This is a genomic window from Pseudomonas sp. CH61 (assembly GCF_059429415.1).
Map to the genome: position 1 here is coordinate 1,152,542 of NZ_CM182098.1, position 19,995 is coordinate 1,172,536.

19 protein-coding genes are annotated in these 19,995 nt (G+C 59.6%); 4 read left to right on the forward strand and 15 right to left on the reverse strand.

Annotated features, from left to right (window positions below; all coding sequences use genetic code 11):
* Positions 1 to 6 precede the first annotated feature (6 nt).
* Positions 7 to 969, forward strand: coding sequence for a zinc-binding dehydrogenase (locus AC5SEM_RS05260; RefSeq protein WP_495472318.1), 963 nt, complete (start codon positions 7 to 9; stop codon positions 967 to 969).
* Between the two features lie 149 nt (positions 970 to 1,118).
* Here the strand turns inward: AC5SEM_RS05260 and AC5SEM_RS05265 are convergent, their stop codons facing one another.
* From AC5SEM_RS05265 to AC5SEM_RS05290, 6 genes are all read right to left on the reverse strand, one after another.
* Positions 1,119 to 1,772 carry an HAD family hydrolase gene (locus AC5SEM_RS05265; protein WP_495472319.1) on the reverse strand — a complete coding sequence of 218 codons (654 nt, stop codon included), beginning with the start codon at positions 1,770 to 1,772 and terminating at the stop codon, positions 1,119 to 1,121.
* A gap of 34 nt (positions 1,773 to 1,806) precedes the next feature.
* Positions 1,807 to 2,796, reverse strand: coding sequence for an ABC transporter ATP-binding protein (locus AC5SEM_RS05270; RefSeq protein ID WP_495472320.1), 990 nt, complete (start codon positions 2,794 to 2,796; stop codon positions 1,807 to 1,809).
* Complete coding sequence (locus tag AC5SEM_RS05275; RefSeq protein ID WP_116032916.1) at positions 2,793 to 3,593, reverse strand: ABC transporter permease; 801 nt, start codon at positions 3,591 to 3,593, stop codon at positions 2,793 to 2,795. Before AC5SEM_RS05275 ends, AC5SEM_RS05270 begins: the two co-directional genes overlap by 4 nt.
* Positions 3,580 to 4,416 (reverse strand): ABC transporter permease, encoded by an 837-nt coding sequence (locus AC5SEM_RS05280; protein WP_495473443.1) that lies wholly within the window; start codon positions 4,414 to 4,416, stop codon positions 3,580 to 3,582. Before AC5SEM_RS05280 ends, AC5SEM_RS05275 begins: the two co-directional genes overlap by 14 nt.
* Positions 4,417 to 4,421: 5 nt before the next feature.
* On the reverse strand, positions 4,422 to 5,228 hold the full coding sequence (locus AC5SEM_RS05285) for an alkaline phosphatase family protein (protein WP_495472321.1): 807 nt from the start codon (positions 5,226 to 5,228) through the stop codon (positions 4,422 to 4,424).
* 182 nt (positions 5,229 to 5,410) lie between these two features.
* Complete coding sequence (locus tag AC5SEM_RS05290; RefSeq protein WP_077571761.1) at positions 5,411 to 6,478, reverse strand: ABC transporter substrate-binding protein; 1,068 nt, start codon at positions 6,476 to 6,478, stop codon at positions 5,411 to 5,413.
* Positions 6,479 to 6,829: 351 nt separating this feature from the next.
* Here AC5SEM_RS05290 and AC5SEM_RS05295 point away from each other — a divergent pair, with 351 nt between their 5' ends.
* A complete protein-coding gene (locus AC5SEM_RS05295) occupies positions 6,830 to 7,543 on the forward strand; it encodes a UTRA domain-containing protein (RefSeq protein WP_007916338.1) in 714 nt (237 codons plus the stop codon).
* Between the two features lie 848 nt (positions 7,544 to 8,391).
* On the opposite strand, the gene AC5SEM_RS05300 is transcribed toward AC5SEM_RS05295, so the two are convergent.
* The 8 genes from AC5SEM_RS05300 to minC form a co-directional block, all read right to left on the reverse strand.
* The gene (locus tag AC5SEM_RS05300) at positions 8,392 to 9,726 is read right to left on the reverse strand and encodes an amidohydrolase (protein WP_495472322.1); all 1,335 of its coding nucleotides are present in this window, start codon (positions 9,724 to 9,726) and stop codon (positions 8,392 to 8,394) included.
* A gap of 64 nt (positions 9,727 to 9,790) precedes the next feature.
* The gene (locus AC5SEM_RS05305; RefSeq protein ID WP_495472323.1) at positions 9,791 to 11,944 is read right to left on the reverse strand and encodes a mechanosensitive ion channel domain-containing protein; all 2,154 of its coding nucleotides are present in this window, start codon (positions 11,942 to 11,944) and stop codon (positions 9,791 to 9,793) included.
* A 77-nt stretch (positions 11,945 to 12,021) separates the two neighbouring features.
* Entirely contained in the window at positions 12,022 to 12,198 is a 177-nt protein-coding gene (locus tag AC5SEM_RS05310; protein WP_016982863.1) for a hypothetical protein, read from the reverse strand.
* 204 nt (positions 12,199 to 12,402) lie between these two features.
* Positions 12,403 to 13,692 (reverse strand): M18 family aminopeptidase, encoded by a 1,290-nt coding sequence (locus tag AC5SEM_RS05315; protein WP_034151767.1) that lies wholly within the window; start codon positions 13,690 to 13,692, stop codon positions 12,403 to 12,405.
* A gap of 179 nt (positions 13,693 to 13,871) precedes the next feature.
* The gene (locus AC5SEM_RS05320) at positions 13,872 to 14,507 is read right to left on the reverse strand and encodes an RluA family pseudouridine synthase (RefSeq protein ID WP_016982865.1); all 636 of its coding nucleotides are present in this window, start codon (positions 14,505 to 14,507) and stop codon (positions 13,872 to 13,874) included.
* A gap of 169 nt (positions 14,508 to 14,676) precedes the next feature.
* Positions 14,677 to 14,931, reverse strand: coding sequence for a cell division topological specificity factor MinE (gene minE / locus AC5SEM_RS05325; protein ID WP_003223146.1), 255 nt, complete (start codon positions 14,929 to 14,931; stop codon positions 14,677 to 14,679).
* Positions 14,931 to 15,743 carry a septum site-determining protein MinD gene (gene minD, locus AC5SEM_RS05330; protein WP_007913953.1) on the reverse strand — a complete coding sequence of 271 codons (813 nt, stop codon included), beginning with the start codon at positions 15,741 to 15,743 and terminating at the stop codon, positions 14,931 to 14,933. The genes minE and minD overlap by 1 nt, the downstream gene beginning before the upstream one ends.
* Before the next feature lie 169 nt (positions 15,744 to 15,912).
* Positions 15,913 to 16,650, reverse strand: coding sequence for a septum site-determining protein MinC (minC, locus tag AC5SEM_RS05335; RefSeq protein ID WP_026000431.1), 738 nt, complete (start codon positions 16,648 to 16,650; stop codon positions 15,913 to 15,915).
* A 117-nt stretch (positions 16,651 to 16,767) separates the two neighbouring features.
* Here minC and AC5SEM_RS05340 point away from each other — a divergent pair, with 117 nt between their 5' ends.
* Positions 16,768 to 17,700, forward strand: a complete 933-nt coding sequence (locus tag AC5SEM_RS05340) for a lipid A biosynthesis lauroyl acyltransferase (protein WP_007913957.1) — start codon at positions 16,768 to 16,770, stop codon at positions 17,698 to 17,700.
* 33 nt (positions 17,701 to 17,733) lie between these two features.
* Positions 17,734 to 18,906, forward strand: coding sequence for a patatin-like phospholipase family protein (locus AC5SEM_RS05345; RefSeq protein WP_137219052.1), 1,173 nt, complete (start codon positions 17,734 to 17,736; stop codon positions 18,904 to 18,906).
* A 90-nt stretch (positions 18,907 to 18,996) separates the two neighbouring features.
* Here the strand turns inward: AC5SEM_RS05345 and AC5SEM_RS05350 are convergent, their stop codons facing one another.
* Positions 18,997 to 19,782: an outer membrane protein OmpK gene (locus AC5SEM_RS05350; RefSeq protein WP_007913962.1), complete on the reverse strand. Its 786-nt coding sequence runs from the start codon at positions 19,780 to 19,782 to the stop codon at positions 18,997 to 18,999.
* Positions 19,783 to 19,995: the final 213 nt, after the last annotated feature.

Genomic DNA, 19,995 nt, shown 5'->3' on the forward strand with positions numbered 1-19,995 from the left:
GGCACTGTGAAGGCATTGCAAGGCGTTGACGGTCAAGTGGCATGGGTTGAAGAGCCGAGTCCTACGTGCGATGTAGGACAAGTCCGCATTCGAGTGGCAGCAGCGGGCCTCAATCGCGCCGATTTATTACAGAAAGCAGGGCTCTATCCGCCACCACCAGGGGCCAGCCAGGTACTCGGTCTTGAGTGCTCCGGGGTGATCAGCGAGGTCGGCGCGGGCAGTGCCTGGCAGGTCGGCGATCGGGTTTGCGCCTTGCTGGCCGGGGGCGGCATGGCCGAAGAGGTGGTCGTCGACGGGCGGCACGTGCTGCCGGTTCCCGAAGGCGTCTCGCTGATCGAGGCGGCAGCATTGCCCGAGGTTTATGCAACAGTCTGGCTGAATGTGTTTCAACTTGCGGCGCTCAAACCGGGTGAGAAAGTTCTCTTGCACGCCGGCGCAAGTGGAATCGGTTCAGCCGCCATTCAGTTGTGCAAGGCGTTCGGCAATCCGTGTTGGGTCAGCGTCGGTTCGTCCGAGCGTTTGGCCTACTGTGAGGCGCTGGGTGCGCAGGGCGGGGTGCTGCGCACCGATGATCTGGAGAGCCTGCGTGATTTCGGGCCGTTCAATGTGATTCTCGATCCGGTCGGCGGCAATTATTCGGCGCTGAACCTCAAGCTGACGGCGCTGGACGGGCGTTGGGTGTTGATCGGTTTGATGGGCGGCCGTGAGGCCAAGCTGGATCTGGCGCAGGTGTTGGCCAAGCGTGTGCAGCTGCTGGGCTCGACGTTGCGCAGTCGTGACGATCAGTTCAAGGCGGATCTGTTGAGTGATCTGGGTCAGCAGGTGTGGCCGCTGTTTGCTGAAGGGCGGTTGAGTCCGCAGTTGGCCAAGGCGTTTGCGGTGAAGGATGCCGAAGCGGCTTTTGCCGAGTTGGCGAGTAATACCGTTTCTGGAAAATTGGTATTGGTGATCGACGAAAGTCTGAGCTGAGATCAAGGCAAAAAGCCCCTCACCCTAACCCTCTCCCAAAGGGAGAGGGGACTGACCGGGTTGTTCGGTCAAGCTACATCGACCTGACACCTCGAGGCGAACTCGGGTTCGGGATGTCAGCCTGTCTGCAATTGCAGATTAAATCTTTGTCATTTCCAGAGATGGATTGGCCAGCCGGCTTTTTCCGCGTGCTCCAGCAGCACCGGGTCCGGATTGACCACGTGCGGGAAATCTACCTTCAAAAGCAACGGCAGATCATTGCGTGAGTCGGAATAGAAACTCGCACCTTCCAGGTTCTCTTCTTCAGCATCCAGCCATTCCAGCAAGCGAGTGATTTTACCTTCGCGGTAGGTCAGGGTGCCGACGGTATGGCCGCTGTAAACGCCGTGCGCGACTTCCAGTTCAATCCCCAGAACTTCATCAATGCCCAATCGATCGGCAATCGGTCTGACCAGATGCGTGCCCGACGCCGAGATCACCAGAATGCGGTCGCCGGCCTTACGGTGGGCGGCGATGGTTTTGGTCGCGTCGCTGAAGATGATCGGTTCGATGAAGTCTTCAACCCATGGCCCGACCAGGTGTTCGACTTCTTCCGGCGTACGCCCGATCAACGGCTCCAGGCTGAATTCCATGTAGTCTTCCATGCGCAATTTGCCATGGCTGTAGGCGTCCATCAGTTCGTTGTTCTTGCGCATGAACGACTCGGGATCGACCCAGGCGAGGCGCCCCATCTGCTCGCTCCAGAGGGTGGCGCAGTCGCCGTGGATCAAGGTTTCGTCCAGATCAAAAATTGCCAGGGCCATCAGTGCAGTTCTCTCTTCAACGTCAGCAAAGTCATCAGGCTACCTTACACAGGGCCGTCGGATCGATGGAAAGCGCCAGACGCTGACCGTCGGGATGCAGATCGGCCGCCGAGCGGTTAAGCACATCCACCACCAGTTCCACGCCACGCGCTTCGATGCGATAGCGGATGACGTTGCCAAGAAGGCTGTGGCTGCGGATCTGCGCGTCGAGTTCGCCTTCCAGGCTCAGTTCGATGGCTTCCGGGCGAATGGCGATGCGGTGGTTGATCGGGCGCTGCAACAGCTTCGATGCGTCGTCGGCATCAAGCAGGTTGTAGTTGCCGATGAAGCCGGCGGCGAACACATCGACTGGCGCGGTGTACAAGGTTTCGGCGTCGCCGCTCTGGACGATTTTTCCCTGATTCATCAGGAAAATCCGATCTGACATGGTCAGCGCTTCTTCCTGATCGTGGGTGACGAAAATCGTCGTCAGGCCGAGTTCGCGCTGAATCTGGCGGATCTGTTCACGCAGGTGCTTACGAATGCGCGCATCCAGTGCCGACAGCGGCTCGTCCAGCAGCAACAAACGCGGACGTGTGACCAGCGAGCGGGCGAGGGCCACGCGCTGACATTGGCCTCCGGACAATTGATGCGGATAGCGACTGGCGAAGTCGTTCAGTTCAACCAGTTTCAACACCTCGGAAACGCGTTTATGGCTGTCGTCGGCATTGACCTTCTGCATGCGCAAACCGAAGGCGACGTTCTGTTCGACGGTCATGTTGGGGAACAGCGCATAACTCTGAAACACCATGCCGATCCCGCGTTTCTGCGGACTCAATGGCACGATATCGACGCCATCCAGCAGGATCTTTCCGCCATCCACCGGCGTCAGGCCGGCGATGCAACGCAGCAGGGTGGACTTGCCGCAACCGGACGGGCCGAGCAGGGTGACGAACTCGCCTTTGTTGATTTCGCAGTCGATGTCGCTGAACACCGTGGTGCCGGCGTAGCTTTTCTGCAGGTGTTGGACGCTGACATAGCTCATTCGCTTTTGTCCTTGTTCAAGATGTTGGCGATCCAGGTCAGGACCAGCACGAAAAAGAAATACGAGATGACCAGCGCACTGGTGAAGTGGCCGCTGCTGTTACGCATGTTGTTCAGATAAACCTGCAGGGTTTCGTAGCGAGTGCCGACCAGAATATTGGCGAAGACGAACTCACCAAACAGGAACGAGAACGACAGCAGCAAGGCGACCATCAGGCCTTTGCGCAGGTTCGGCAGCACCACCAGAAACGCTGCCTGAAAGGTGCTGGCGCCGAGCAGTTGTGCGGCGTCCATCAGGTCGCGCAGGTTGATCGCTTGCAGGTTGTTGGTGATTGCCCGGTACATGAACGGCAGGGCCACGGTGAAGTAGCAACCGATCAGAATCCACGGCGTGCCGACCATCGCCATCGGCCCGGAACCATAGAGCTGCAACAGACCCACCGACGACACCACCGGCGGCACCGCGAAGGGCAGCAGGATGAGGATGTTCATCAGCGCATCGAGTTTCGGGAAGTGGTAATGCACCACGAACAGCAGCGGCAGGATCAGCACCACCGACAGCACCAGCGCGCCGACGCACACCAGCAAAGACTGACCGAACGCGTGAAGAAAGCGCGGATCGCTCCACAACTGGATGTACCACTTTAAGGTGAAGCCGCTGGGCAGGATGGTCGCTGACCAACTGCTGGCGATCGAATAAACCAGCGTGCCTACGAGTGGTAGCAAGAGGATCGCGAACAGCAGATAAACCACGACGCGGTGGTAGAGGCCGGCCGGGCCGGATTCAGCGCGAGACATGGTAGCTCCTCTTCAACAGCAGTTGATGCACGACGGTGACGATGGTCATCAACGCCACCAACACCACGGCCAAAGCGCTGGCCAGATTCGGATCGAGGGAAATATCGCCGGAGACCATCGCTGCAATACGGATCGGCAGGACGTTGAAGTTGCCCGTCGTCAGTGCATACACCGTGGCGTAGGCGCCGAGGGCGTTGGCCAGCAGGATCACGAAGGTGCCGAGCAACGCCGGGGTCAGCACCGGCAAACCGATGTGTCGCCAGAACTGCCAGCCGTTGGCGCCAAGCAACGCGGCCGACTCGCGCCAGTCTTCACGCAAGGCGTCGAAGGCCGGGTAGAGCAGCAGCACGCCAAGCGGAATCTGGAAATAGGTGTAAAGGATGATCAGCCCGGTTTTCGAGTACAGGTTGAAATCCTGAATGATCCCGGACTGCTTCAACATGATGGTGATACTGCCGTTGAAACCGAGCAGGATGATGAACGCGAACGCCAGCGGTACACCGGCGAAGTTGCTGGTCATGTTGGCGAAAGCGTTCACAAAGTTGCGCAGTTTCGAGTCGACCCGGCGTAGCGAATACGCGCCGAGTACGGCGATGATGATGCCGAATACACTCGACCAGAAACTGATTTCCAGGCTGTACTGAATCGCCTGCAGGTAAAATTTCGAGCTGAAGATTTTGCTGAAGTTGGCGAAGCCCCAACCGAACTCTTCCGATTGCAGGCTGCTGATCATCACCCAGGTCAGCGGGGCGATTTCGAAGACGATAAAGAACAACGCGAAGGGCACCACGCACAGGGCTGCCAGCCATTTGCCGCGAGTCATTGAGTTCACTTGAGCAACTCCCGGCACACAGGTTTGTCGTGGGGCACGCCGAGCAGTTCGCAGACCGTGCCGCAGATTTCCGTCTGCTTGGGTGCGGCGCCAGCGTCGAGGCTGAACGCGTCACCGAGGACAAACAGTGGCACTTGGCGCTCTTCCGGCAACAGGCCGTTGTGCGAACGATCGTTGTTCATTCCGTGGTCGGCAGTTACCAATACCTGATAGCCAGCGTCGAGCCAGTTCTGCAGATAGTCGGCGAGGATGATGTCGGCGAAGCGCGCACTGTTGCGGTATTGCGAAGAGTCGAGGCCGTGCTTGTGCCCGGCGTCGTCGATGTTCATCGGGTGAATCAGCAGGAAGTTCGGATCGTGGCGCAGGCGCAGGTTTTCCGCGTCGGCGAACAGGTGCGAATCCGGGTAGTGATCGCTCCAGTAGAAATGCCCGTGCTGGATCGGCAGCGACAGATTGTCGGTGTGGCGGTCGCGGGCGGCTACGAACGGCGAGCGGTTGTACAGCTCGCTGACCCAGTGATACGCCGCCGCCGCGGTTTTCAAATCGGCATCGCGGGCGTAGTGATAAATGCTGCGCTGGTTGGACAGGCGCGAGACGTTGTTGTGGACGATACCGCTGTCGATCGGCGGTACGCCGGTGAGGATGCATTCATAAAGCGGTCGGGACAGGGCCGGCAGTTCGCACTCCAACTGGTAGAGCGCGGCGCGTCCTGCGCCAACATAAGCCTGCAGATGCCCCATGGCGTGACGCGCGACCTCGTAGTTGAGGCCGTCGAGCACGACAAGGATGACGTTGTGCTTCATAGGGGCAAAAACTCCGCGAAAACAGGAAATTTCAGATTCAGCCGAGATCCCCTGTAGGAGTGAGCCTGCTCGCGATAGCTGTTGAACATTCAACGACAATGTTGACTGAACTACCGCTATCGCGAGCAGGCTCACTCCTACATGGGGATTTGTTTCAGATCATGCATCGGTGATCAGCCGGTTTACTTCATCTCGACGATGACTTCCTCGTTCCACTGCTGTGGCAGGGCTTTGGAAGTCTTTTCCCACGCATCGGCGTCTTTGATCGGAGTGACCTTTTTGTACTGCTCGTTCGGCAGCAGTTTGGCCTTCACGTCTTCCGGCAGTTGCAGGTGTTCGGCGCGGATCGGGCGGGCGTTGCCGCGAGCGAGGTTGGTCTGGCCGGCGTCGCTGAAGATGTATTCGCGGGTCAGCTTGGCGGCGTTCGGGTTTTTCGCGTACTTGTTGATGATGGTGGTGTAGCCGGAAATCACCGAACCGTCGGACGGGATCAGCACCACGTAGTCATCCGGGTTGGCCATCTTGGCTTTGTAGCTGAGGCCGTTGAAGTCCCAAACCACACCGACTTCGATCTCGCCTTTTTCCATGGTGGCGATGGTCGGGTTGGCCATCGACAGGCGACCTTGCTTGGCGATGTCGGCGAACAGCAGCAGGGCAGGCTTGATGTTTTTCTCGTCGCCACCGTTGGCCAGGGCTGCGGCCAGTACGCCGTTGGCCGCTTGTGCGGCGGTGCTCACGTCACCGATGGAGACCTTGTATTTGCCGCCCTTGAGGTCAGCCCATTTGGTCGGCACTTCGGAGCCGTGCAGCAGCTTCTTGTTGACGATAAACGCGATGGTGCCGGTGTAAGCCAGTGCCCAGTTGCCGTCCTTGTCCTTGGCCCAGTCTGGAACCTGATCCCAGGTGCTTGGCTTGTACGGTTGCACCACGCCTTGCTTGACCGCGATCGGACCGAAGGCGGCACCGACGTCGCCGATGTCGGCGCTGGCATTGTCTTTCTCGGCGGCGAACTTGGCGATTTCCTGGGCGGAACTCATGTCGGTGTCGATGTGTTTCAGGCCGTAGGTCTTGGCCAGGTCTTCCCAGGTGCCTTTCCAGTTGGCCCAATCATCGGGCATGCCGACGCTGTTGACGGCGCCTTCCGCTTTCGCAGCGGCTTCGAGGGTTTTCAGATCGGTGCCGGCCGCCATGGCGGAGGTGCACATTGCAATGGTCGAGCCTAACAGTGTTGCCAGGAAAAGCTGTTTCATTCCGAAGCTCCTTGGTCGTGTTCAACGCTGCGATTGCGGTGTGTGTTGGTCTAGGTCAGCAATACCTGAGCCAATTTAAGGGGGCTGGATGACACTTTGATGTCGGCGGCCTTGCGGCGGGCCTTTTATTTGCCCGGTATTGGCGGCTGCCAGATAAGCGTAGACCATGCTCAAAGGCCCGGAGCGCAAGGGACTTGGCCGATGTATTGCAAGTCGTGAAGACGACCGTTCGGTAGTTTTGTCATCTCTCGGTCATCTGCACTGCCTAGGCTTGCATCATCAGGAAACGGCTCGATTGCCGTGCGGTTTTGCCCCGAAACAGTGCTGGTCTAGTCCAGATAGGTAACGTTGATGCGCGATGAGGCAACAAAAGCGGTGACAGCGATTGGCCAGGTGTTGCAGGAGCAGCTCGATCACGGCTTGCTGGCGGCGGGCAGCAAGTTGCCGGCCGAGCGCAAGCTCAGTGAGTTGTTCGGCACGACGCGGATTACCGTGCGTGAGGCGTTGTTGCAGTTGGAGGCGCAGGGGCAGATTTATCGTGAGGAGCGCCGTGGCTGGTTCGTCTCGCCGCCGCGTCTGGCCTATAACCTGATGCAGCGCAGTCACTTTCACGCGATGGTCAGTGCGCAGGGGCGGGTGCCGTCGACCGAGGTGATTTCGGCGCGGTTGCAGCCGGCGTCTGCGGCGGTGTGTGCCTGGTTGCAGTTGCCGGCGTTGTCGAGCGTGATTCAGATTTGTCGGTCGCGGCGCATTGATGGGCGGCTGGTGCTTTATGTTGAGCATTATTTGAATCCGCAGTTTTTTCCGGGGATTCTTGAGTTTGATTTGAATCAGTCGATGACCGAGTTGTATGCGCGGCATTACGATTTGCACTATGGGCGGGTGCGTTTTGAGATTGTGCCTACGTCACTGTCTGTGGATGCTGCGGCGGCTTTACGGGTGTCGGTGGGGAGTCCGGGGTTGCGGATTGCTCGGGTTAATTATGATCAGCATGAGCGGTTGATTGATTGTGATCTGGAGTTTTGGCGGCATGATGCGATTCACGTTGGGGTTGATGTGGTTTGATCGTTTTTTTGGGGGGGGCATATCCGTTGCTTCGGGTGTTGCTGATTAGGGTTCCGCCCTTACGGCGGGTCACTTTTTCCAGACGCCGAAAAAGTAACCAAAAAGGCTTGCTCCTGCGTGCGGCCCGCTCGCTGGGGCTCGGGGTTCCTTCGCTCCGGAATCGATCCGGGGGCAGCGCCTACGGTTTGCTTCGCTGCACCTCCTCTCGCTGTGTTTGGCTGCGCCAAACGGTCGCTACGCTCCCACCCCCGGATCAATCCCTCCACTCAGCCTTCCGACGTCGCCCGTGGATCAAGATCAAAAGCGGTACTCGAGCTAACGCTCATTGTGTTGAGTGGTGAGAAGCAGAAGCGGTTGGACTCAATCCTTGTGGAAGCTGGCTTGCCAGCGATGGCGGCCTGACAGCCGACCTGTTTCTGACAGGCTGCACACGTTCCAAATGTGGGAGCGAGCTTGCTCGCGATGGCGGCCTGACAGCCGACCTGTTTCTGACAGGCTGCACACGTTCCAAATGTGGGAGCGAGCTTGCTCGCGATGGCGGCCTGACAGCCGACCTGTTTCTGACCGGCTGCACACGTTCCAAATGTAGGAGTGAGCCTGCTCGCGATGGCGGCCTGACAGCCGAACTGTTCCTGACAGGTTGCACACGGTCCAAATGTAGGAGTGAGCCTGCTCGCGATGGCGGCCTGACAGCCGAACTGTTCCTGACAGGTTGCACACGGTCCAAATGTAGGAGTGAGCCTGCTCGCGATGGCGGCCTGACAGCCGAACTGTTCCTGACAGGCTGCACACGGTCCAAATGTGGGAGCGAGCCTGCTCGCGAAAGCGCCCCCACAGTCACCTCATCTCTACTTGCCAGCCCCCGCATTGGCATACAAATAATCCGTCGCCAACGACGCCAATGTCCTCACGCCCACCACCAGCGCCGACTCATCAACAAAGAACCCCGGATTGTGATTCGGCGCTGCCTTGCTCATGTCCTTGTCTCTTGGTGTCACGCCGAGAAACACAAACAGTCCCGGCACTTCCTTGGCATAGAAAGAAAAGTCTTCCGCGCCCCCCACCAGCGGCGCATTCACCACATCATCCTTGGCCGCCCACTTCAACGTCGGCAGCATTTTTTCCGTCAGTGCCGGGTTGTTAATGGTCGGGTCGTATTTTTCGATGATGGTGACGTCGGCTTTCGCGCCACCGCTTTCGGCGATTTTTTCCACGGTCTGGCGTACGTCGGCATGCAGCTTCTGGCGGATGCCGTAGTCGTAGGAGCGGATCGTGCCGGTCATGTCGACGGATTCGGGAATGATGTTGTAGCGCGTTCCGCCGTTGATGGTGCCGATGCTGACCACAGAGGGATAAGACGAGATATCGGTGCGGCGGCTGACCACGGTTTGCAGGCCGACGATGGTTTGCGCGCTGACGGTGATCGGGTCGATGCCGTCCCATGGGCGGCCGGCGTGGGTTTGTTTGCCGAGGATTTTGATGCGCAGGTCGTCGGAGCTGGCGAGGGTGGCGCCGGGGCGGTAGGCGATCTGGCCGGCGGGGATGCCGGCCCAGACGTGCAGGCCGAAAACCGCGTCGGGTTTTGGCGATTTCATCACGCCTTCCTCGACCATCATTTTCGCGCCCCAGGTGTTTTTGCCGTCGGGGATGAAGTCGCTTGGGCCTTCTTCGGCGGGCTGGAAGTAGAACACCACGGTGCCGGGCAGGGTGTCGCGCATGCCCGTGAGAATTTTCGCCGTGCTCAGCAGGATCGCGGTGTGCGCATCGTGGCCGCAGGCGTGCATGACGTCGACTTCTTTGTCGAGGTAGGTGCCTTTGGCTTTCGAGGCGAAGGGCAGGTCGGAGACTTCCTTGACCGGCAGTGCGTCCATGTCGGCGCGCAAAGCCACAGTCGGGCCGGGCAGGGCGCCTTTGAGGACGGCGACCACGCCGGTGCGGGCGACGCCGGTTTTGACGTCCAGACCCATGGCTTTGAGTTGTTTGGCGACCAACTCAGCGGTGCGTTTTTCAGTGTTGCCGAGCTCTGGATGAGCGTGGATGTCGCGGCGGGTTTCCAGCAGCTCGGGCTCGAGCTTTTGCGCTTGTTCGGCGATTTGCGTGCGGGTACTTTCCAGCGTCGCGGCGCCGGCGTGGCTGGCGAACAGGGTGAGTAGAACGGCCTGGGCAATGCGCGTCAGTTGCATCGGTTTCTCCTTGATTATTGTTGTCGGGCTTCCCTGCCTGTGACTGCAACCGCACGCCTGAGTGCTATTCCTTCGGTTCGCCACCGCCGGCAGTGATCACTTGCACGCTCATGCGCGGCGTTGCCAGATCGAGCCCGGCTTCGTCGAGATGGCGTTTGAGCGACAGGTTGAAGGCTCGGGACACTTCCCATTGTTTGATCGGCGCGGTCTTGAACCGTGCGCGCAGGATCGCGCTGCCGGATTCGAAACTCTCGACCCCCTGAATCTCCAGCGGCGACCAGATGTTGCGTCGCTGCAATGGATCGGTGCGCATCTTCTGGCCGACGTCACGCATCAGTTTGATCGCGTCGTCGATTTCCATGTTGTACGGCACCGCGACGCGGAAGATCGCGTAGCCGAACTCCCGTGAGTAGTTCTTGATGCTTTTGATTTCGCTGAACGGGATGGTGTGGACGATGCCGTCGATGTCGCGCAGGCGCACGGTGCGGATGGTCAGGCCTTCGACGGTGCCGAGGTGGCCGCCGACGTCGACGTAGTCATCGATGGCGAGTGAGTCTTCGATGATGATGAACAGGCCAGTAATCAAATCCGCAACCAGCGATTGCGCACCGAAACCGATGGCCAGACCGATCACGCCGGCACCGGCCAGCAATGGCGTGACGTTCATGCCCATGTTCGCCAGCGCGACGATCAGCGCAATGATGAAGATCGCTACAAACAGTACGTTGCGAATCAGCGGCATCATCGTTTGCGCACGAGCATTTGCCAGACCTTTGCGCGAGCGGGTGAGGGCGTGATGCACGGCGGTGTCGGCGAGGATCCAGATCAGCCAGGAGAAAATCAGTGTGCCGATCAGGCTGAACAGTTTGACGCTGACGTCATGTCCTTCGCCCTCGGCGAAACCGATCAGCGACTGTCCCCAGACGCGCAGGCCGAGTTCGATGAAGACCAGCCAGACCACCAGGTGCGCGAGGGTGTAGAAGAAGTTTTTCAGGCGTTCGGAGTACAGCGCATGACGTTTTGGCCCGCGTTGCGGTTTCAGTGAGTGGCGGCGCACGAGGCCGTTGATCACCATGCACATCACCAGCAGCACGGTGCAGATCAGCGATTGGCGCAATGCCGTGCTGGTGTCGCCGGCGGAAACGAACGTGGCGAACAGCGAGATGCCGACCAGCACCAGCGCCGGCACGTACCAGAAGGTGCCGAGGATTTCGATGGTGTCGCTGAGGGCGCGGCGGGTCAGGCGCCGTGACAGCGGCTGGTTGCGAATCAGATGCGCAATCGGTCGGCGGAAGCGCAGGATAAACAGACCGGTCGACAATGCGGCGAGGACATTGGCGATGGTTGCAGCGGTGTGGGCCAGATGCACGCCGAGGCTTTCGATCAGGCGTGGATCGTTCAACGCCTCACCGAACGCGGCGAAGCTGCCGATCAGCCACAGCGGCCGAAATGCCTGATGACGCAGGATGTACAGCGCACGGTGGCGGTGCGGGCCATCGAGCAGGGAAAACGCGATCACGCAGATCGCCGAGAAACAGGTGCCGACCACCAGCGCATAGGCCAGCACCATCGCCAGGCTTTTACCCAGCGACGACGGCAGCGCATAGCTCATGTAAACGGTCATCACCAAAGCGATCAGCCACGGCCCGAGTTTGCGCAAAGCGAAGCGCAGCATGTCGAGGGCCTTGGGGTGTTGCGGCAATTCTTCGGTAAGGCCGAAGCGCATGCGCACGCGATGGCCGAGCCAGATCAGCGCGGCGGCAAGCAGACTCCACACCGCGAGGATCATGGCGAAGCCGAAGATGATCGGCAGCCATTCGTTGGCCGGCAGCATCATCGCGCTCAGTTCGTCCTTGGCCAGGTCGAACTCGTTGCCCCAGCGGTTGAGCGGGCTGTCGGCGCCGGTGAATTGTTTTTCGAAGTTGGACAGAGTGCCGCCGATCAGGCCGAGCACGCCTTCTTCGGGGCTGGCCTGGGCCTTTTTGGTGGCGTCGCGCAGCTTCTTCAGATCGGTCAGCAACTGTGCGCGTTGCTTGTCGTTTTCCAGCGACTTGATGACTTCGTCGAGGGACTGGCCGAGCGGTTCCTGGGCTTCGGGCTGGGCTTTGTTGGTGTTGAGCAGACCGGGCAAACCGACCGCGTGGGCGGGGGCCAGCGGCAACAGCGTCATCAGGCAGACGAGGAACAGGCTGGGCAAAGCAAAAAGACGAGCGAACACTAGGCGGTCAACCTCGCAAGGGGCGGATTCGCTGGAGTGTACGAGGCCCACTAAAGCAATGCGAGCCGGGCGCGGATTTATTCGTTGAGTTTGGCGAGGATCTTGTACACCACCGTGGCGAGGATTGTCAGCATGCCGACCCACATGGCAAACACCCCGGCGTTCTTGTCACGGAAGTTGAAACCGATCGCCAGCAGGATCATTCCGCACAGGATGGGAATGAGCATGGCGTGGAACGAAGACATCGAGATCATGGAGACTGCCTTGTCGAAATGAATGATGTAAGTCTAGGTCGGTTTTGGCGGAGCAGTTCTGATGTGTATCAGAGTTGAGTCATTCCAAAGATGAAATATGTGTTGTCTGGACTGCCGCTTTCGCGAGCAGGCTCGCTCCCACAGTTTGGAATGCATTCCAGGGTGGGAGCGACGGTGCGACGATTCGACCTGCTCGCGAAGCTTTTAAGGCAACTCGCGGCAGGCGTAGAACGCGCTCAGCACTTTGACCAGATGCGCCAGGTCGTGGCTGCCGCACAGTTCGCGGATCGAGTGCATGGCGAAGGTCGGCAGGCCGATATCGACAGTACGCACACCGAGGTGGCTGGCGGTGATCGGGCCAATGGTCGAGCCGCAGCCCATGTCGCTGCGCACAACAAAGCTTTGCACCGGCACTTCTTCGGCCATGCACAGATGGCGGAAGAACCCGGCGGTTTCGCTGTTGGTGGCGTAGCGCTGGTTGCTGTTGACCTTGATCACCGGGCCGGCGTTGAGTTTCGGGCCGTGGTTGGCGTCGTGCTTTTCTGCGTAGTTGGGGTGCACGCCGTGGGCGTTGTCGGCCGAGACCAGCAGGGATTTCTGGATGGTGCGGACGAACTCGTCACCTTCCGGCAGCAGACGACGCAGGGTCTGTTCGAGCATCGGGCCGTCGGCACCGCAGGCCGAGCAGGAACCGACTTCTTCGTGGTCGTTGCACACCAGCACGCAGGTTTCGTCGGTTTCGGCGGTGAGCAACGCTTGCAGACCGGCGTAGCACGACAACAGGTTGTCGAGGCGCGCGCCGGCGATGAAGTCGCCATTCAGGCCGATGACTGCAGCGCTTTGCGTGTCGTAGAAGCTCAGCTCGTAATCGAGTACGACGTCGGCGTTCAAGCCATGTTCGCGGGCCAGTTGATCGGTGAGCACGGCGCGGAAATCGACGCGCTCGTCACCGGCAAATTGCGCGAGGATCGGCGGCAGTTCGGTCTGCGCGTTGATCGCCCAGCCTTGATTGGCTTCACGGTTGAGGTGAATGGCCAGGTTCGGAATGATGGCGATCGGTGCCTTGAAGTCGATCAATTGGCTTTCGACTTTGCCGTCGCGGCGGAAGGTTACGCGGCCGGCCAGCGACAGATCGCGGTCGAACCACGGTGCCAGCAGCGCGCCGCCGTAGACTTCAACGCCGAGTTGCCAGAAGCCCTGACGCTGCAGTTCCGGTTGCGGCTTGACCCGCAGGCACGGGCTGTCGGTGTGCGCGCCGACCAGGCGGATGCCGCCGTGCAGTGGCGAAGTGCGGCCCATTTTGATCGCGACGATCGAGGAGTCGTTGCGGGTGACGTAATAGCGGCCGTTTGGCTCGGTGGTCCATGGCTCGCGCTCGTCGAGGCGCACGTAACCGGCAGCCTCCAGACGCTGCACCAGACTGGCGGTGGCGTGGAATGGGGTAGGGGAGGCCTTGAGAAAGTCGATCAGGCCTTGGTTCAACTCTTCGCGCATAAGAAACTCCAGACAGCAATGGGCGGGAGTTTAACGCATCGGCCGGGGAATTGAATCTGCACCCGAACCCTTGTGGGAGCGAGCCTGCTCGCGAAAGCGATTGATCAGTCAACATCAATGCTGAATGTGAAACCGCTTTCGCGAGCAGGCTCGCTCCCACAGGGGGGCAGTGTGGTCTGTCAGAACGGCGCGGGACACTCGAAGCGCAGGCGTTCGCCGGTTTGTGGATGGGTGAAGCTGAGCATGCTCGCGTGCAGACACAGGCGTGGCCATGCCGCCAGCGCCTGCTCATGGGCGTAGAGCCCGTCGCCGAGCAGCGGATGCCCGATCGACAGCATGTGCACGCGCAATTGGTGCGAACGGCCGGTGATCGGCGTCAACTCAACGCGACACCAGTCACCGCAACGCTCCAGCACACGCCAGAAGGTCAGTGCATGCTTGCCGAATTCGTGGTCAACCACGTGGCGCGGTTTGGTTGGCGGGTCATAACGCAATGGCAAGTCGATGCTGCCACTGTCGAGTTCCGGCTGACCCCAGGCCAACGCGGTGTAGGCCTTTTCGGTTTCGCGGTCGTGAAACTGCCGCGACAGTTCGCGGTGAGTGTCGGCGTCACGCGCGAGCAAAATGATGCCGGAGGTTTCCCAGTCCAGACGATGGACGATGCGCGCTTCCGGGTAGCCGTTTTCCTGCAAACGGGTAATCAGGCAATCCTTGTTGTCGTCGGCGCGACCGGGCACCGAGAGCAGCAACGTCGGTTTGTTCACCACCAGTACGGCGGCGTCCTGATGGAGGATGTGGATGTTGGACAGCGGCATTAAAACAGCCTCGTAACAAATGCCAACGGCGGCTCGGAACTGCTGATAACCCTGTAAGAGCTGCCGAAGGCTGCGATCTTTTGACTTTGAAGATCAAAAGATCGCAGCCTTCGGCAGCTCCTACACAAGCATCAATAGTCCGAGCCGCCGTAGCGACTGCCGGATCGACTCAGCGATCAGGCAGGGTGATGTTGAGTTCCAGAATCGAGCAACTGCCCTGGCTTTCCAGTGCAACATGTACGTCGTCGTTGCCGATGTTGACGTACTTGCGGATCACGTCGACCAGTTCCTTCTGCAAGGCTGGCAGGTAATCCGGCGTGCTGCGCTGGCCGCGCTCATGCGCCACGATGATCTGTAGACGCTCTTTCGCTACCGAGGCGGTACTTGGCTTTTTGTTGGCACGAAAGAAGTCAAAAAGGTTCATTACCTACCTCCAAACAGGCGCTCGAAGAATCCCTTCTTCTCGACATCGAGGAAACGGTGGGCTTTTTCTTTGCCCAGCAAACGGTCGACGGTATCGCTGTACGCCTGACCGGCATCGCTCTGGTCGTCGAGAATCACCGGGACGCCCTGGTTGGATGCCTTGAGCACCGCCTGGGATTCCGGGATCACGCCGAGCAGCGTTACCGAGAGGATTTCCTTGACGTCTTCAACGCCGAGCATTTCGCCCTTTTCAACACGCTCCGGGTGGTAGCGGGTGATCAGCAGGTGTTCCTTGATCGGGTCTTCGCCACGTTCGGCACGACGCGATTTGCTCGCCAGCAGGCCGAGCATGCGGTCCGAATCTCGTACCGACGACACTTCCGGGTTGGTCACGACGATCGCTTCGTCAGCGAAGTACATGGCCAGGTGTGCACCTTTTTCGATGCCGGCCGGGGAGTCGCAGACGACGAACTCGAATTGTTCCTTGAGCTCCATCAGGACTTTTTCCACGCCTTCGACAGTCAGCGCGTCTTTGTCGCGGGTCTGACTGGCGGCCAGTACGTAGAGGTTTTCCAGACGCTTGTCTTTGATCAGGGCCTGTTGCAGGTTGGCTTCGCCATTGACCACGTTGACGAAGTCATACACCACGCGGCGCTCGCAACCCATGATCAGGTCAAGGTTACGCAAGCCCACGTCGAAGTCGACGATCACTGTTTTGTGGCCGCGCAGAGCGAGGCCGGTACCGATAGCGGCGCTGGTGGTGGTCTTACCCACACCACCCTTGCCGGATGTAACCACGAGAATCTTGGCCAAGGTGTTTCACCCCTAAGGAAGAAGGACTTTTTAGCCCCTGAAAAACATCTCTTGAAAACTACTGCAGTCGGACAGCCTTGGCTGGAATTCGGCGTTGAGCCTTTTTCCTACTTCGTTTGAGCCGTTTTCGCTACGTTTTAGAGATGCTTGGAAAATGCGGCAGTATCCGTTAAAGCCGAATGATGTTCAACACGTCGCCCGACAGGCTGACCTGTACGCCCGAGCCCCACATAGGGTCGCGGCGCAAATCTTCGGAAACCTTGTAATGACCGGCGATGGAGATCAGTTCAGCGCTCAATTGCTGACAGAAAATCCGTGCCTTGGTGTCACCCTTCACGCCGGCCAGCGCCCGACCGCGCATCGGGCCGTATACATGGATGTTGCCATCGGCGAGAAGTTCCGCCCCCGGACTGACCGAAGACACCACGACCAAATCGCCACCCTGGGCATATATCTGTTGGCCACCACGTACTGGCGTGGTGATGACGCGGGTCGGTTTGACCGTTGGCTCCGGCGGTTTTTCCGGTTTCTTTTTGACTTCGGCTTCCGGGGTTTCCAGCGGCCGCTCACGGGCGCCCGATGGCGGTAATACCGGAATGTCGATGGCGATGGCGGCGGCGATGTCTTCGATGCGGCTGGCGCGAATCGCCAGAGTGCGCAGGCCATGTTGGCGGCAGACGCGCATCAGGCCCGGCAGATCGACGGCGCCTTCGCTCGGCGGCAGTTTGTCCAGCGCCAGAACCAGCGGCGCATTGCTGAAGAAGTTCGGCGCCTGGGCGACTTTGGCGGCCAATTGCCGATCGAGGCTTTCGAGGTCGTTACGGGCCAGTTCCAGCACAGTAATGGCCAGCATGCTGCCCTTGAGCTGGAATACGGGATCTTGGTCTAACGGTTCGGTTTGGCTCATGTCGGCATACAACGGCTTGTCACTAAAAGTGCCGAGACTTATAACGAGAACGCCCGCAGGCCGCAAGCCGGGTCGAACGATGTAGAATGCGCGGCCACTGTATTTACGGAAGCTTTAATGGATCGCCCGCGTTTTCGAAAAGCATTTTTATCGCCACGCTTCTGGCCGCTCTGGTGCGGTCTGGGGCTTTTATGGCTGATCGTGCAGCTGCCGTATCCGGCCTTGCTGACCATCGGTCGAGTTTTGGGCGCCTTGATGTATCGCGTGGCCGGCGACCGGCGGCGCATCGCCAAGCGCAATCTCGAACTGTGCTTCCCGGAAAAATCCGCCGCCGAGCGCAAACGTCTGCTCAAGGAGAATTTCGCCTCCACCGGCATCGCCTTTTTTGAAATGGCCATGAGCTGGTGGTGGTCGCGTGAACGTCTGGCGAAGCTGGCCCACGTTGAAGGCCTGGAGCATTTGCAAAAGGCCCAGCGCGAAGGCAAAGGCGTGATCCTGATGGCGGCGCATTTCACCACGCTGGAGATCGGCGCGGCGTTGCTCGGCCAGCAGCACACCATCGACGGCATGTACCGCGAACACAAGAATCCGTTGTTTGACTATGTTCAGCGTCAGGGCCGTGAGCGGCACAACCTCGATTCGCTGGCGGTGGAGCGTGACGACGTGCGCGGCATGCTCAAGTTGCTGCGTTCCGGTCGCGCGATCTGGTACGCACCGGACCAGGATTACGGCGCCAAGCAGAGCATCTTCGTGCCGCTGTTCGGCATTCAGGCGGCGACCGTGACAGCGACGACGAAATTTGCCCGTCTGGGCAAGGCGCTGGTGGTGCCGTTCACTCAGGAACGTCTGGCCGACGGAAGCGGTTATCGCTTGGTCATTCATCCGCCACTTGAAGACTTCCCCGGCGAAACCGAAGAAGCCGACTGCATCCGCATCAATCAGTGGGTCGAGAGTGCCTTGCGTGCCTGCCCCGAGCAATATCTGTGGGCGCACCGTCGCTTCAAGAGCCGCCCACCGGGCGAGCCGAAGTTGTACGCCAAGCGCCGCTGAACCAATCACTGACAAGCACCATGGAGTGTTGCGATGAGCCCAGCTGAACCGGTCACAGGTTTGATTCTTTCCGGCGGCGGGGCTCGGGCGGCGTATCAGGTGGGGGTATTGGCGGCGATTGCCGAGTTGCTGCCGTTGGGCGCGGACAATCCGTTTCCGGTGATCGTCGGTACCTCGGCCGGCGCGATCAATGCGGTCAGCCTGGCCAGTGGCGCCACGGATTTTCGCGCTGCCATCGAACGTCTCACCTTGTTCTGGCAGGGCTTTCGCAGCCATCGCGTGTTGCGCAGTGACTGGCCCGGGGTTATCCGTCAGGCCAGCCGCTTTGTCAGCCACAGCCTGCTCGGCCTCGGTCGGCAACTGCCGGTGGCGCTGCTCAACAGTTCGCCGCTGCGCGAACTGCTCAATGAAAAACTGCACATGCCCGGCATCGCCGAATCGATCGCGCGCAAGCAATTGCATGCGGTGGCGGTGACCGCGTTCGGCTATGAATCCGGACAAGCGGTGACGTTCTATCAGGGTGGCGGCAAGATCGATTCGTGGTTGCGGCATCGGCGCATCGGCGTACCGACGCAATTGTCGGTGGATCACTTGCTCGCCAGTTCGGCGATTCCGTTGCTGTTCGCGCCGGTGAAAATTGGCGATGAATACTTTGGCGATGGCGCGGTGCGGCAATCGGCGCCGATCAGCCCGGCGCTGCACTTAGGGGCGAGCCGGGTGCTGGTGGTCGGTGTCAGCGGCAATCCGCGCGGATATGATCCGCAGCAGCCGCTGGAGCGCGCTTATACGGGGCAACAGCCGACGCTGGCGCAGATTGGCGGGCACATGCTCAACAGCACGTTCATTGACAGCCTCGAGAGCGACATCGAGTTGCTGCAGCGTCTCAACCAGTTCAGCCACTTGATGCCCGCCGGCACACCGACGCGCGAGTTAGGTGTGGCACCGGTGGAGGTGTTGGTGATTTCGCCGAGTCAGCCGATCGATGAGATCGCGGCGCGGCATCGCCAGGAATTGCCGGCGGCGTTACGTCTTTTTTTGCGTGGGCCGGGGGCGACCAAGACCAGTGGGGCAGGGGTGTTGAGTTATCTGCTGTTCGAGGCGGGGTATTGCAGCGAGTTGATTGATCTGGGGCGGCGTGATGCGCTGGCCAAACGTGAGGAGTTGTGCCGGTTTCTCGGACTATCCGAGTCGGTGGTTCCAGTCTGAGATTTGCGGTGAGGTCTTCGCGAGCAGGCTCGCTCCCACATTGGAACTCGGTCGAATGTGGGAGCGAGCCTGCTCGCGAAGCTTTTAAGATCAGAAGTGGAACTTCACCAGGAAGCTCGTGGTGCTCTGATTGGTCTTGAACGCACCGGTGTCGTCGATGCCGTACTTGTCTTTCCAGTAGTCGTATTCCACACCGACATACAACTGCTTCTCGCCGAAACTCAGCGCCTTGCCCAAGTCGTATTTGACCTGTGGGTTGAAGTGCAGGTTGGCGTGGTAATCGCCTTTGGAGTTGGAATCGTTGTCGGTGACCCAGTCCATGAAGCCGTCGATCAGGATGTCCGACTTGCCGACCGGGATGGTGTAGGACCAGACCGGGGTGATCTGCCAGACGTTGTCACCGGCGCGAGCACCCTGGGTGTGGCGCTGGTAGAAGTTCAACTGGAAGTAGTCGAAGCCCGGGATGGCCAGGTCGAAGCCTGGACCGATCAGGTACGACTCGGTATCGCCTTCGCCGAACTCGTAAGTCATCGCCACCAGGACGTCTTTGATCGGGCCGAACTCGATCTTCTGGTCAAGCACTTTGCCCAGCGAGATGCGCGGGCTGAACTCACCGTAGTAGGTGTTCGGACCGTTGCTGAAGTCCTTGCCACCGTTGTAGAAGATCTTGTCGAGGAAGAAGAAGTTGTCCCCGTACTTCCACGCATCGGCGTGCTCGAAGGTGACGGTCTGCTGGATGCGCGGGTTGACCTGGAAGTCCTTGCCATAGAGGTAGGTCAGGCTGTTGTTCTGCCACTGCAGCAGGCCCTCGGCCATGGCCTGGCCGCCGGCCAACATCGATCCCGCGAGCATCAGGCTGGTGCACATACGTTTCATTCGGTTGCTCCCAAAGTAGGTGTTCCACGTTTATTTTTTTTAAGATCGGCGCTCTGGTGTGGCGCCTTTTTTCGTTGCTGCAAAAGTCATCCGATCGGTCAGCTTCGTTGCTGTTAGCAAGAGCCGAGCCAAGGCTTTCGAAAAGCAAAAAAACACCCGCTCGGCTGCTGAAAAACAGTCGATTGAGTGTGTTTTCGGGATGCCTCGGTACTG